The 13,832-nt window shown below is 63.4% G+C and carries 13 protein-coding genes; 3 read left to right on the forward strand and 10 right to left on the reverse strand.

Annotation, left to right across the window (positions count from 1 at the left end; all coding sequences use genetic code 11):
- Positions 1 to 191 precede the first annotated feature (191 nt).
- From GC127_RS20410 to GC127_RS20435, 6 genes are all read right to left on the reverse strand, one after another.
- Positions 192 to 974, reverse strand: a complete 783-nt coding sequence (locus tag GC127_RS20410) for a crotonase/enoyl-CoA hydratase family protein (RefSeq protein WP_151979433.1) — start codon at positions 972 to 974, stop codon at positions 192 to 194.
- A gap of 13 nt (positions 975 to 987) precedes the next feature.
- On the reverse strand, positions 988 to 1,854 hold the full coding sequence (locus tag GC127_RS20415; RefSeq protein ID WP_151979892.1) for a hydroxymethylglutaryl-CoA lyase: 867 nt from the start codon (positions 1,852 to 1,854) through the stop codon (positions 988 to 990).
- Positions 1,854 to 2,513: a glutathione S-transferase family protein gene (locus GC127_RS20420; protein ID WP_151979434.1), complete on the reverse strand. Its 660-nt coding sequence runs from the start codon at positions 2,511 to 2,513 to the stop codon at positions 1,854 to 1,856. The genes GC127_RS20415 and GC127_RS20420 overlap by 1 nt, the downstream gene beginning before the upstream one ends.
- The gene (locus tag GC127_RS20425; RefSeq protein ID WP_151979435.1) at positions 2,510 to 4,450 is read right to left on the reverse strand and encodes a biotin carboxylase N-terminal domain-containing protein; all 1,941 of its coding nucleotides are present in this window, start codon (positions 4,448 to 4,450) and stop codon (positions 2,510 to 2,512) included. The genes GC127_RS20420 and GC127_RS20425 overlap by 4 nt, the downstream gene beginning before the upstream one ends.
- Before the next feature lie 69 nt (positions 4,451 to 4,519).
- A complete protein-coding gene (locus GC127_RS20430) occupies positions 4,520 to 5,116 on the reverse strand; it encodes a thermonuclease family protein (RefSeq protein ID WP_151979436.1) in 597 nt (198 codons plus the stop codon).
- An 8-nt stretch (positions 5,117 to 5,124) separates the two neighbouring features.
- Entirely contained in the window at positions 5,125 to 6,729 is a 1,605-nt protein-coding gene (locus tag GC127_RS20435) for a carboxyl transferase domain-containing protein (RefSeq protein ID WP_151979437.1), read from the reverse strand.
- A 137-nt stretch (positions 6,730 to 6,866) separates the two neighbouring features.
- Here GC127_RS20435 and GC127_RS20440 point away from each other — a divergent pair, with 137 nt between their 5' ends.
- Positions 6,867 to 7,478 (forward strand): OmpW family protein, encoded by a 612-nt coding sequence (locus GC127_RS20440; protein ID WP_008281010.1) that lies wholly within the window; start codon positions 6,867 to 6,869, stop codon positions 7,476 to 7,478.
- Between the two features lie 71 nt (positions 7,479 to 7,549).
- Here the strand turns inward: GC127_RS20440 and GC127_RS20445 are convergent, their stop codons facing one another.
- The 4 genes from GC127_RS20445 to GC127_RS20460 are packed head-to-tail and all read right to left on the reverse strand — an operon-like array spanning position 7,550 to position 11,055.
- Complete coding sequence (locus tag GC127_RS20445) at positions 7,550 to 9,118, reverse strand: AMP-binding protein (RefSeq protein ID WP_151979894.1); 1,569 nt, start codon at positions 9,116 to 9,118, stop codon at positions 7,550 to 7,552.
- A gap of 5 nt (positions 9,119 to 9,123) precedes the next feature.
- Positions 9,124 to 9,414, reverse strand: a complete 291-nt coding sequence (locus tag GC127_RS20450) for a hypothetical protein (protein ID WP_008281012.1) — start codon at positions 9,412 to 9,414, stop codon at positions 9,124 to 9,126.
- A 4-nt stretch (positions 9,415 to 9,418) separates the two neighbouring features.
- Complete coding sequence (locus GC127_RS20455; RefSeq protein WP_151979438.1) at positions 9,419 to 9,895, reverse strand: lysozyme inhibitor LprI family protein; 477 nt, start codon at positions 9,893 to 9,895, stop codon at positions 9,419 to 9,421.
- Entirely contained in the window at positions 9,892 to 11,055 is a 1,164-nt protein-coding gene (locus tag GC127_RS20460) for an isovaleryl-CoA dehydrogenase (protein WP_008281014.1), read from the reverse strand. Before GC127_RS20460 ends, GC127_RS20455 begins: the two co-directional genes overlap by 4 nt.
- Before the next feature lie 206 nt (positions 11,056 to 11,261).
- Here GC127_RS20460 and GC127_RS20465 point away from each other — a divergent pair, with 206 nt between their 5' ends.
- Both GC127_RS20465 and GC127_RS20470 read left to right on the forward strand, forming a co-directional pair.
- Positions 11,262 to 12,068 carry an AraC family transcriptional regulator gene (locus tag GC127_RS20465; RefSeq protein WP_151979439.1) on the forward strand — a complete coding sequence of 269 codons (807 nt, stop codon included), beginning with the start codon at positions 11,262 to 11,264 and terminating at the stop codon, positions 12,066 to 12,068.
- A gap of 93 nt (positions 12,069 to 12,161) precedes the next feature.
- Positions 12,162 to 13,823: an ABC transporter substrate-binding protein gene (locus tag GC127_RS20470; RefSeq protein WP_037297647.1), complete on the forward strand. Its 1,662-nt coding sequence runs from the start codon at positions 12,162 to 12,164 to the stop codon at positions 13,821 to 13,823.
- The last annotated feature ends 9 nt before the right edge of the window (positions 13,824 to 13,832 follow it).

Raw genomic sequence — 13,832 nt, forward strand, 5'->3', positions numbered from 1 at the left:
GCGCATCAAGATGGCTGCATGACTACGCCGGGTTTAAACCCGCCCCGGTCAGGGGTCAACCGAGCGCGCGCAGGTTTGCCCCCCCCAAACGCCGGATTTTCGCGTTTTGCATGCGACGGTATGCCGAATAAGCCCAGAAAACCCCGCAGAGCAGCGTTTTCACATGCCGGAACGCGGCAAATCCGCGCGACTCAGCCCTGCCAGTGCGGTTTGCGTCGCTCGAAAAAAGCCCCGATGCCTTCGCGCGCCTCCGCCCCTTCCCAGCAGTCCGTCAGCGCGCTGATCGTCATGGCAATCGTATCCTCGTCAATGCGCGGACCAAGCGCGCGCACCAACGCCTTGGCCTGCCCAACAGCACCCGGCGCGCAGTCAAGATAGGGCGCAACTTCCGCCTCAACAGCGGCCTCTAGATCCGCCTCGGGCACCGCCCGCGCCAATAGGCCAAGCTGCACCGCCTCGGCGGCATCGAACCGGCGGCCAGACATGAAAACGCGCCGCGCGCGGGCCGCCCCCATCCGCGCCACCACATAAGGGCCAATCGTGGCCGGGATCAGCCCAAGACGCGTCTCGGCCAGCGCCATCAGCGCGTGATCCGCCCCAATCGCCACATCGCAAACGCTCATCAGGCCGATACCGCCGCCAAAGGCATTCCCCTGCACCCGGCCAATCAATGGCTTGGGCATCGAATCGAGCGCGCGCAGCATCTGCGCCAGCTTGGCGGCCTCACGCCCGCGCTGCACGGGTTCGGCGTCGAACTGATCGCGCATCCAGCCCAGATCGCCCCCCGCGCAAAATGTCTTGCCGCGCGCCGCCAGAACAACAACCCGCACGCCGTCATCCGCACCCAGTGCTTCGGCGGCCTCATGCAATTCCGCAATCATCTGCGCCGACATGGCATTATGCTTGTCTTCCCGCGCCAGCGTAAGGGTTGCCACCCCCCGCGCGTCTCTCTCGATGCTGATCGTCTCGCTCATCGCCATCCCCTTGTCACGAGTCTTGCCCCGCACCGCGCATCGCCCGCGCCATATCTGCCGCCCGCGCCAACACGCCCGCATCCAGCCCAGTCTCATACCCAAGCGCCGCAAGCCGCGCATGAACGGCTTCAGTGGCCACATTTCCCGCCGCCCCCGGCGCATAGGGACACCCCCCAAGACCGCCCACAGCCGCATCGAACACCCGCACCCCCTGCGCCAAGGCCACCTCGATATTCTCAAGGGCACGGCCCGACGTATCGTGGAAATGCCCCGCCAAACGCTCCACCGGCACCACCTCGGCAACCGCCGCCAGCATCGCGGCAACCGCCTCGGGGCTGCCGCGCCCGATGGTGTCGCCAAGGCTGATCTCGTAACACCCCATCGCCCACAGCGCCTCGGCCACTCGCGCCACTTCGGAAGGGACCACCGGCCCGTCATAGGGGCACTCGACCACACAAGACACATAGCCCCGCACCCGCAGCCCTTCGGCCCCCGCCGCCGCCATCACCGGCGCGAACCGTGCAAGGCTCTCGTCAATCGTGGCGTTGATATTAGCACGCGAGAACCCCTCTGACGCAGAACCAAAGATCGCCACCTCATCTGCCCCCGCCTCGAGCGCATCGTGAAGCCCGCGCATATTCGGTGCAAGCGCTGCATAGCGCACCCCCGGCGCGCGCCGAATACCGCGCAGCACCTCGCCCGAATCCGCCATCTGCGGCACCCATTTGGGGCTGACGAAACTTGCCACTTCGATCCGCGCAAAGCCCGCGTCGCTCAGACAATCCACCAGCGCGATCTTGTCTCGCGTTGGAATGTGCCGCGCCTCATTCTGCAACCCGTCTCGCGGACCAACCTCGAAAATCTCGACACGCGCGCCCATCATGCCCCCTCCGGCACCGGATAAAACTCTTGGGTATAGAGATCCTGCACCCCGTCCCGCGCCTTGGCCCGCACATAGGCAGGCCGCGCGCGCAATCGTGCCCAATAGGCCATAAGGCGCGGATAAGCGTCCAGATCAACGTAATATCGCGCCAATTCAAACCCATAGGCAAACATCACATCCGCCGCCGAAAAGCCGGAAGGCAACAGATACTCCCCCTCCATCCGCGCCTCCATCGCCGCAAGGCTGGCGCGCAGGCGGGCATTCAGCAGCTTGACCACCACCGGCGCGGGCTGCGCGGGCGGGCGCAAAAAGACCTGATTGAGATTAAGGTTTTCCAAAAGACACCCCACCGTTTCGGCATAGCCGAAAATCTCCAGACACCGCGCCCGCTCCGCACTCCCCGGCGCAGGCATCAAGCCAGCCTCTGGATAGGTCTCGCACAAAAGCTGCACAATCGCGCCACTTTCGAACCAGACCGCGCCCTGATGCTCCAGCACCGGCACGCGACCGGCAGGCGACAGCGCCAGAAACTCCGCGCTGCGCATAGAGCCGTCGCGGATCGAATAATACGCGACCTGATAGTCCAGCCCCAGCTCCTCCAAAAGCCACATGACCCGCAGCGACCGCGCCAGCGGCACATGATGAAGCCGGATCATGCGCCCTCCTCCTCCAGCCGCACCAACGCCGCCCCGGCGCTGACTTGATCCCCGGGCGCAACCAGCACCTCGGCCACCACACCATCGCGCGCGGCCAAAAGGCTGTGTTCCATCTTCATCGCCTCCAGCACCGCCAGCCGGTCGCCCTTCACCACCGCCTGCCCCGGCGTGGCATAGACCGCCTTGACCAGCCCCGGCATCGGGGCCTCGATCAACGTGGCATCACCCCCGGCGGCCCCCTCCCGCGCCAAGGGATCAACCAGATCAAAGACCAGCCCATAGCGTGCGAATACCGTGATCCGGTGGCCATCGACCGCCACTGACGGCGCAGGCTGACCATCGAGCCGCCAACTGCCGCCCAGATGCCGCGCCTCGACCCGCACGTCAGCCACCTGCAGATCATGCGCCGCAGCGCCCTGCGTGGCGACCCGCACCACGATCTCTGCACCGCCATGGATCAATCGCACCTCACGCTCCAGCGAGGCCCATAGAACAAAGCCCGCATCAGACGACGCGCCCTCCAGCAGCCCCAGCCCCGCCAGTGCGGCCAAGGCCACATGCTGCGGCCCCGCCTCAGGCACCACCACCAATGTCTCGATATCGCGCGCGATCAGCCCGGTATCAACCTGCCCACCGGCAAAGCCCGCATGCCGCGCCAAGGCCCCCAGAAACCCAAGGTTCGTGACCGTGCCAGCCACTTCTGTGCCTTCCAGTGCTGCGGATAGACGCCGCAGCGCCACAGCGCGCGTCGGGCCATGGGTGATCACTTTGGCGATCATCGGATCATACCAAGGGCTGATCTCATCGCCCGCTCGCACGCCACTATCGGCGCGGGCCAGCGCCGGAAACTCCAGATGCGAGAGCCGCCCCGTCGCGGGCAAAAACCCCTTCGGTACATCCTCGGCATAAAGCCGTGCCTCAAAGGCATGGCCGTTGATCGTCAGTTCCTCTTGCTGCGCGGGCAGCCCCTCACCGGCCGCCACCCGCAATTGCCATTCGACCAGATCGACGCCGGTGATCGCCTCGGTAACCGGATGCTCGACCTGCAAGCGGGTGTTCATCTCCATGAACCAGAACCGGTCGGCGCGCAGCCCGTCAGACCCATCGACGATAAACTCGACCGTGCCCGCCCCACTATAGCCAATCGCCTCTGCCGCGCGCACTGCCGCCTGTCCCATCGCCGCGCGCATCGCCTCGGTCATGCCCGGCGCGGGGGCCTCTTCGATCACCTTCTGATGCCGCCGTTGCAGCGAGCAGTCCCGCTCAAAAAGATGCACCGCGCGGCTGCCATCGCCAAACACCTGCACCTCGATATGCCGGGGCTTCTGGATGTATTTCTCGATCAGCACGGCTGCATTGCCAAAGGCCGTGCGCGCCTCGCCCTGCGCACTTTCCAGAGCATCGGCAAAGTGCTCGGGTTGCTCGACCAGACGCATGCCCTTGCCGCCGCCGCCCGCCACGGCCTTGATCAGCACCGGATAGCCGATAGTTTCCGCCGCCCCGGCCAGATGCTCAGGGTCCTGATTGGCCCCGTGATAGCCCGGCACCACCGGCACGCCCGCCTGCTCCATCAACACTTTCGCGGCATCCTTGAGGCCCATCGCCCGAATGGCCCGCGCCGACGGCCCGATAAAGACCAGCCCCGCCGCCGCGACCGCCTCGACGAAATCGGGGTTCTCACTCAGAAACCCATAGCCCGGATGAATGGCCTCAGCCCCAGCTTCCAGCGCCGCCGCAATGAGTGCCTCACCGCGCAAATAACTCTCCGCCGGGGCCGCGCCGCCGATCCATACCGCGCGGTCCGCCAGCGCGACATGCGCCGCATCCCGGTCCGCGTCGGAATAGACCGCCACCACCTCGACGCCCATCGCCCGCGCCGTGCGCATGATCCGACAGGCAATCTCTCCCCGGTTCGCGATCAAGATACGTTCAAACATGGCACGCGCCCCCGCATTCATCGGTCTTCAAATACTCAATTTCCACGGCTTGCCTCATTTTGATCCCTCTCAGCACCATCCCAGCCGCGCCTCGCCATCATAGGGTCGCGCCAATCCGCGCGAGATCATGGCGCGTGCCACTGGCACCCCGTCCGCCGAAGCAAAAACCAAGGCGCGACCATAATGATCGGTCCCTTCGCGGACAAATTTCAAATCTCTGGATGTCATCAGCATCCATCGCAACGCCCATTTCGCCCGAAGCGCGTTCTTGAACTCGGCCGCACATTTTGGCGAAAAGAACTCAGGCGTGTCGAGCCCGGTCAAGCGCGCTTGGATCAACCCTCTGTTTGGGCAATAGAGGCGCAGTGTGTCTCCATCGGTCACACTCACCAGACGACACCCAGTGCTCTGCGCCCCGGTGAGCCCGATCAAACCGATCCGCACCGTCGCAACAGCATCCGCCCCAAGCGGCAGGATGACCAAGGCGACCGCTGCAGCCACCATCACACCGCGCCTGTAAAGCGCGGGATCAAGCAGCCGATCGCGCAACCTACACCGCGCAGGGCGCAACGGCGAGCGGTCGCGCGGGTTCGGCGGCGTTCCAACGTCCCATTTTGGATCTCGGCGCGGGCCCTTGTAAAGGCGGGTGATCTTGCCTTTTCGCATACGCCCCCTCACATCCGAAACACGCCAAAGCGCGTTTCTTCCACCGGGGCGTTGAGCGCCGCGCGCAAGGACAGCGCCAGCACATCGCGGCTTTTGCGTGGGTCCACGATCCCATCATCCCAAAGCCGCGCCGACGCATAAAGCGGATGCGCCTGCCGCTCGAACATCTCGACCGTGGGGCGCTTGAACTCGGCCTCGTCCTCGGCCGACCACGTGCCCCCCTTGCGCTCGATGGCGTCCCGCTTGACCGTGGCCAGCACCCCCGCCGCCTGCTCGCCGCCCATCACCGAAATGCGGGAATTCGGCCAAGACCACATGAAGCGTGGCTGATAGGCGCGCCCCGCCATGCCGTAATTGCCCGCGCCAAAACTGCCGCCCACCACCATGGTGATCTTGGGCACAGAGGTCGTCGCCACAGCCGTCACCATCTTGGCCCCGTGACGCGCAATGCCCTCGTTCTCATATTTGCGTCCCACCATGAAACCGGTGATATTTTGCAAAAAGATCAGGGGTATACGCCGCTGGCTGCACAATTCTACGAAATGCGCACCCTTTTGGGCAGCCTCTGAGAACAAGACGCCATTATTGGCTATGATCCCCACTGGACAACCCTTGATATGGGCAAAGCCCGTGACCAGCGTCTCGCCGAACCGCGCCTTGAACTCATCCAGACGCGAGCCATCGACGACGCGCGCGATCACCTCGCGGATGTCATAGGGTGTGCGCAGATCAGCAGGCACGACGCCCAGCAAGTCCTCGGGGTCATAGGCCGGTTCTTCGGATGCCTCCCAACGCAGGGTCGGCGCATTCGCTTTGCCCAACGATCCAACCGCCTGCCGCGCCAATGCCAACGCATGCCCATCATCCTCGGCCAGATAATCCGCCACCCCCGAAAGGCGCGTATGCACATCACCGCCGCCCAGATCCTCGGCGGTGACAACCTCGCCGGTTGCCGCCTTGACCAAAGGCGGTCCAGCCAAAAAGATCGTGCCCTGATCGCGCACGATGATGGTGACATCCGACATCGCAGGCACATAGGCACCACCGGCGGTGCAACTGCCCATCACCACCGCGATTTGTGCGATCCCCTTGGCACTCATCCGCGCCTGATTGTAGAAAATCCGCCCGAAATGGTCGCGGTCCGGGAAAACCTCATCCTGATTGGGCAGGTTGGCACCGCCACTATCCACCAGATAGACGCAAGGTAGATGGCATTCCTCGGCGATCTCCTGCGCGCGCAGGTGCTTCTTGACCGTCATGGGATAATAGGTGCCGCCCTTCACAGTGGCGTCATTGCACACCACCATCACCTCGCGCCCCATGACCCGCCCGACGCCGGCAATCACGCCCGCACAGGGTGCCGCGCCCTCATAAAGCCCATGCGCCGCCGTGGCCCCCACCTCTAGAAACGGGCTGCCGGGATCAAGCAATCCCGCCACCCGGTCGCGGGGCAGCATCTTGCCGCGTGACAAATGCCGCTCGCGGGCCTGCGCACCGCCCCCCGCCGCCGCCCACTCGGCAGCCTCGCGCACCACGCGCAACGCCTCCAGATGCCCGGCCCGATTGGCCTTGAACGCCTCAGACCCCGTCAGAACCGATGATGTCAAACGCATAGAGCCTCTCCCTGCCTTGGCACGATTGTTGCAAATATACCGCGCCCTCGCGGCCAAGGGCCTACTTGACCCATATCAAAGTTTTCCGAGTCGAATGCGCGCATACCGCCCCTTGTAAGAACAAGAGTGGACAGACCATGAAACATTTTACCGCCCTCACCCTTTCGGCTCTGCTTGCCTCTGCGGCAGTTCCGGCCTTCGCCCAGGAAAAGGGCGACTTCCTGCTCGGCCTCGGTCTTGGCTGGATCGAACCCGATAGCGCCACGACAACTGCCGTGGGCCGCGTGAGCGCCGATGGCGCGCTCAGCCCGACGATCACGGTGGAATACTTCATTGCCAAGAATGTTGGCATCGAGCTTTTGGCCTCGCTGCCCTTCGAGCATGACGTCGACCTCGCCGGTGCCGGTCAGGTTGGCGAGGTCAAGCACCTGCCGCCGACCCTCTCGCTGCAATACCACTTCACCAATTCCAGCGCCTTCACCCCCTTCGTCGGCGTCGGCGTCAACTACACCTACTTCTTCGATGAAAAAGGCAAAGGTCCGCTGGCGGGTGTCTCGCTTGACCTCGACGACTCTTGGGGTCTCGCGCTGCACGCAGGTGCCGATTACGCCATCAGCGAGAAATCCGCTGTGCGTCTTGATGTGCGCTACATCGACATCGAAACCGACGTCAAAGTTGGCGGCGCGCAGATCGGCAAGGTCAAGATCGACCCGTGGGTCTTCAACGTCGCCTATGTGATGAAATTCTGATCCCCTCCCAAATTGGATCGGACACTGAGGGCTGGCACATACGCCAGCCCTTTTTTCATGGTCAACGCGCATCACGTCTGCCCCTCCGCCACGGCCCGCGCCTTCAGGTCCTTGCGGATGACCTTGCCGGTCACGGTCATGGGCAGCGCGGCGAGAAAGGCAATCTCGCGCGGATAGGAATAGCCCGCCAACCGCCCTTTGACGTGATCCTGTAGCGCCCGCGTCAGCGCCTCGGACGGTGCGTGACCGGGTTTCAAGACCACATAGGCTTTGACAATTTCGGTGCGCAGGGCACAGGGCTTGCCAACCACGCCCACGGTCGCCACAGCCGGATGGGTCAGCAGGCAATCTTCGATCTCCGCAGGTCCGATCCGATAGCCCGCACTCGTGATCACATCGTCCTCGCGGCCCACAAAGCGGATATGCCCGCCCTCGATCACCCCTCGGTCGCCGGTCAGCAACCAATCCCCACGGAATTTCTCTGCTGTCTCACGCGGTCTTTGCCAATACTCCAGCATCATCGAGGCGGAACCACGCCGCACCGCAATCTCGCCCTCGCCCTCTGTGACGCAGCCGTTGGCATCAATCACCGCCACATCATGCCCCGGCACCGCGCGCCCCAGACTGCCCGGCACTGCCGGATAGAGCGCCGCACAAGACGTGCCCACCATATTGCATTCGGTCTGGCCGTAAAATTCGTTGATGGTCACGCCAAAGGCGCGGCGCCCCCACTCCAGCATTTCTGCCCCGAGCGGCTCGCCGCCGCTGGCAACACTGCGCAGGCCCGCGATGCGCGCCTCGGCAGCCCTGAGCATCCGCAGCGCAGTGGGCGGAAAAAACACATTTTTAACAGAGCCTTGCGATATGATGCTCGCGCAGTCTTCAGGCGAGAACTTGGCCATCCGCGCCGCCACCACCGGCACGCCAATCGCCAAGCCCGGCATCAGCACATCAAACAGCCCGCCGATCCACGCCCAATCCGCAGGCGTCCAAAGACAATCGCCGGGTTGACCCAGAAAATCATGGCTCATCTCGACGCCGGGCAAATGCCCGGTCAGCACGCGGTGCGCATGCAGCGCACCCTTGGGGCTGCCCGTGGTGCCGCTGGTATAGATCAGCACGGCGGGCTCTTCGGCCCCCGTGTCCACGGTTGCGAATCGTCCCTCAGGCAGTGCCTCATGCTCTGGTATAAGCGGTGTTACCCCCGGCAAGGCGCGCAGCATCGCGGCACCTTCGACATCGGTCACAACCACCTTTGCCCCCGCATCGCCCACCCGGCTGACCAGCGCATCCTCCTTGAAGAGCTTGAAGAGCGGGATCGAAATCGCGCCAATCTTCCAGATCGCAATATGCGCCGCCGCACACCACCCGCCTTGACTGCGCAGCACGCCCACCCGGTCGCCGCGCTGCACTCCGCGCGCCACCAAAATATGCGCCAGCCCATCCGCCATGATGCGCAGCGCGCCATACGTCACATCACGCGGCCCCTCGCCCGACAGATCAATGATCGCCACACGCGCAGGCTCTGCCTCGGCCCAACTGTCACAGACCTGCGCCGCCATGTTCAGACGCGTCGGGATGCTCCACCGAAACCCATCACAAAGCTGCGCATAGGGCGCAGACCGCAGCAAAGGGCGCATCCCGCTCATGATGTGACCTCCGCCACATTCACATGCGCCACCCGCCCATAGGCATCGACGAAATATTCATAGCGACCGCACACCACCACCAACCACAGATCGGCGCTGGTTGCCGGGCGCGCCGCGCAATCGCTGCGCAACGCCCCTTGCCCCGCCTCTTCCAGATACCGGGCTGCGACCCGCTCGATCACCGCGGTCTCGGTCGTCAACACCGCCCGCCCCCCGAGCAAAAGCCCGATGCCAGCCACCGCCGCAATCAGCGCCAGCACCGGCACAAAGAACAGACGGCGCGGCATGGGATCATTCCCCCAATTGGCTCGATTGCAGATAGAGCATCTGGCGCGCGGTCTCATGTAGATGACAACTGACCGAGGCCGGTCCCGCCCCCGTGCCGCCCCCCCATTGCGACGCGACATAGCTGCATTTCGCATCGCGAAACCCGATCCACGCCCGCTGCATCTCGCGCAAGGCCTCGGCCTGCTTTGGGGCATAGGGTGGGGCTTCGGCATCCTGCGCCTCAAATTTCGTGGACAGCGCCTGATACAACTCATTCAGCCAGCCATCCCAAGCGGCCCGCTCGTACTCCGTGCAGGCGCCCATGCCCACAGTGGAATAGCCGCCGGGAGTAGCGTTGATACAAGCCTCTGCGGCGATGCCTACGCACTCCTCGCCACCACCCGATTGCAAACAGGCCGCCACCGGCGCGATATCAAAAATAAGGTCCTGCGCCATGGCAGGAACCGGCAGCATCAATGCGGCGAAGATGATCGCTCTCATGCCATCGCTCCCATCAACTCGCGGCCCACCAACATGCGCCGGATCTCCGACGTGCCCGCCCCGATCTCCATCAGCTTGGCATCCCGGAACAGGCGCGCCACCGGCGCATCGGCCAAAAACCCCGCCCCGCCCATCGCCTGAACCGCCTGATGCGCCTGCACCATCGCCTGCTCACTGGCATAAAGACAACAGGCCGCCGCATCCTGCCGGGTCACATCGCCCCGGTCACAGGCCTTGGCCACCTCATAGACATAGGCGCGCGCCGAATTCATCGCCGTGTACATATCCGCAATCTTGCCCTGCATGAGCTGAAAATTCCCGATCGGCTGGCCAAACTGCTTGCGCTCCGCCAGATAGGGCATGATCTCGTCCAGACAGGCCGCCATGATGCCCGTCCCGATCCCCGCCAAGACGACCCGCTCATAATCAAGGCCCGACATGAGCACGCGCACGCCGCGCCCCTCTTCGCCCAGCACATTCTCGAACGGCACCTCCACATCGTCAAAGATCAACTCGGCCGTATTGCTGCCCCGCATCCCCAGCTTGTCGAAATGCGGCGATGTGCTGAACCCGGTCATCGTCTTCTCAATCAGAAAGGCGGTAATCCCCTTGCTGCCCGCCTCTGGATCAGTCTTGGCATAGACCACCAGGGTATCGGCATCCGGCCCATTGGTGATCCAGTATTTCGTGCCATTCAGAACATAGCGATCATTGCGCTTTTCGGCGCGCAGCTTCATGCTCACCACGTCGCTGCCCGCACCCGCCTCCGACATGGCCAGCGCGCCCACATGCGCACCACTTACCAGACCGGGCAGATATTTCCGCTTCTGCGCTTCTGTGCCGTTCAGCTTGATCTGGTTCACACAGAGGTTGGAATGCGCGCCATAGCTCAGCGAAACAGAGGCAGAGGCCCGCGCGATTTCCTCAACCGCGATCACATGCGCAAGATAGCTCATCCCAGCCCCGCCGTATTCCTCGGGCACGGTGATCCCAAGAAGGCCCAGATCCCCCATCTCTTGCCAGAGCGCATTGGGAAAGGCGTTGCTGCGGTCCACCTCAGCCGCCATCGGCTTGACCCGCTCCTGCGCCCAGCGATGCACCATCTCACGCAGGGCGTTCACATCCTCGCCCAGATCAAACTGCATGACCGCATTGAACATCGCGCTTCCTCCCTCGAAACGGATTTATTGAACACTTGTTCATTTTATACACAGATGCTGTCACCCGTCAATCACAAGCCTGCTCAGGCTTTGGGCATAGCACCGCCGAAACAGGCCCATTATTTAGATTTTTCAGACTTTGTCCCCTGACTTGCCATATTTGACGTGCAATACTTGCCAAAACCCGACTTTTGAGGTCACGCAGAATGCCACATGCCGAGATCAAGACCGTGGCGCAATGGGCGCGGGGCACCGATTGGCACCTCACGCTGCAGCACACATGCCCCGATCACGCGCTCATCTGGATCACCCGTGGGCAGGGAATCGCCATTGTCGATGGGGTGCGGCGCGGTATCGGCGTGCATAATGCGCTGGCCATTCCCGCAGGGTCGATGTTTTCCCTCGATCTGGGCAAGACCGGCTTTGGTCTGGTCTGCATCCTGCCTGCGGGCGGCCCCATCTTGATGCCGGATCACGCGCAACATCTGCGCATCCGCGATGTTACCAGCCAAAATGAACTCACCGCCATTCTCGAGGCGATGCAGCGCGAGCAATCCGCCCGCCGCGAGTTCATGGACGAGGCGCTTAACGCACAGGCGCGGATGCTGACCGTCTGGCTGCGTCGCGCCATGATTGCCCAAGGACCGCAAGAGCGGCCCAATTCCAGCACCCGGCTCATGCAGGCCTATGCGGCCCTTGTGGCCCGCGATTTCACCAGCGGGCGTGCCATGGCGGTCTATGCGCGCGCGCTGGGCGTCACGCCAACCCATCTGACGCGCGTGTGCAAACAGGCCTCAGGCCTGACCGCCGCTGACCTGCTGACAGAACGCAGCCTGCACGCCGCCCGCGACATGCTCGAAGCGGGCGAGCTGCCCATTGGCCAGATTGCTGCCAGCTTGGGCTTTGGCAGCGCCGCCTATTTCTCGCGCTTCATCCTGCAACACACGGGCGTTAGCCCATCGGCGCTGCGTCAGGCCGCGACCACGCGCAAACCAATGGCTGCAGCACACTGAGCGTGCACGATATCGTGCAGCGGGTTGCGCTTTGAGCACGCGCATTATCTAATGAAGCAGAACAGACTGCCTCGCATAGACCGAAAGCCCCTGATGCCGCGCCAAATCCCCCCCGTTCCGCACTCCGCCACCCTTTGCGATGCGCAGGCCCTGCGCGCAGGCAGGATGCAGCGGCGCGAATTCCTGACGCGCGCCACGGCCTTGGGTCTTAGCGCCGGTGCAGCCTATGCGCTGGGTGGTCTCAGCCAACCTTTGCACGCAAAGCCCGCCATCGCTCAGGGCGGCACCCTGCGTATCCAGCAGAATGTAAAGCCCCTGAGCGATCCGCGCAGCTATGACTGGAGCGAACTGGGCAACCAAACGCGCGGGTTTCTGGAATATCTTGTCGAATACCAAAGCGACGGCACCTTTACCGGCATGCTGCTCGACAATTGGCAGGTGAATGAGGACGCCACCCGCTATTTGCTGCACCTGCGCGCCAATGTGACATGGAACAACGGCGATCCCTTTACAGCGCGGGATGTTGCCCGAAATATCGCCCGCTGGTGCGACACCACGGCCGAGCGCAATTCAATGGCTGGCCGCTTTGCAGGGCTGATCGACCCCGATACCGGTCAGGCGCGCAAGGATGCCATCACCGTGCTTGATGATCTGACCCTTGTGCTCAGCCTCTCGCAACCTGATATCTCGGTCATCGCCAATATGGCCGATTATCCCGCCGCCCTTGTGCACGAAAGCTATGACGGCGGTGATCCGTTCCTCAATGGCATCGGCACCGGCCCGTTCCGCCCCGTCAGCCTTATTCCCGGCGAACGGTGCATTCTCGAACGCCATCCCGAGCATCGCTGGTGGGGCACCGAAGTGTTTGGCGGGCCCTATCTTGACCGGGTAGAGTTCGTGGACCTTGGCCTTAACCCTTCGGCTTGGCTTGGCGCTGCGGAACGCGGAGAGATTGACCTTCTCTATGAAACAGTCGGCGATTTCATTGATGCGATGGACGGGATTGGCTGGGCCAGCACCCGCACCGAAACCGCCGCCACAACCGTGATCCGCGCCTCACAATCTGCGCGCATGGTTGGCACCAACCCCTATCTCAACCGCGACATTCGCCGCGCCATGGCGCTCGCTGTCGATAACGAAATTTGTCTTGAACTGGGCTATGGCGGGCGCGGCACGGTAGCGGCCAATCACCATGTCAGCCCGATTCATCCCGCCTATGCCGATATCGGCCCAGCCCCCTATGACCCCGCGCAGGCCCGCGCGACCATCGAGGCGGCAGGGCTTTTGGGCTTTGAGCACGAGCTTGTCACCGTCGATGACGAATGGCAGCGCAACACCGGCGACGCGGTCGCAGCGCAATTGCGTGACGCTGGCCTTACCGTGCGCCGCCGCATCCTGCCCGGCCCGGAATTTTGGTCCAATTGGCGCGAATTTCCGTTTTCCGCAACACAGTGGAACCACCGTCCGCTTGATGTGCAGGTGCTCAGCCTTGCCTATCGCTCTAACGCCGCCTGGAACGAAAGCGGCTTTGCGGATGAGAAATTCGATGCCCTGCTCGATGAGGCCAACCGCCTGAGCGATGCCGACCGCCGCCGCACGGTGATGGAACAGCTACAGACCATCCTGCGCGACGAGGGCGTGATCATTCAGCCCTATTGGCGCGCGCTTTTCAACCATCACAACGGCCAAGTGGTGAATGCCGAAAAACATCCCGCCAACGAGATTCACCTCTACCGGATCGGTTTTGCCGCCTGACTGCGCACA

Origin of the sequence: Roseovarius sp. EC-HK134 (assembly GCF_902498815.1) — a bacterium.
GTDB classification, from domain to species: domain Bacteria; phylum Pseudomonadota; class Alphaproteobacteria; order Rhodobacterales; family Rhodobacteraceae; genus Roseovarius; species Roseovarius mucosus_A.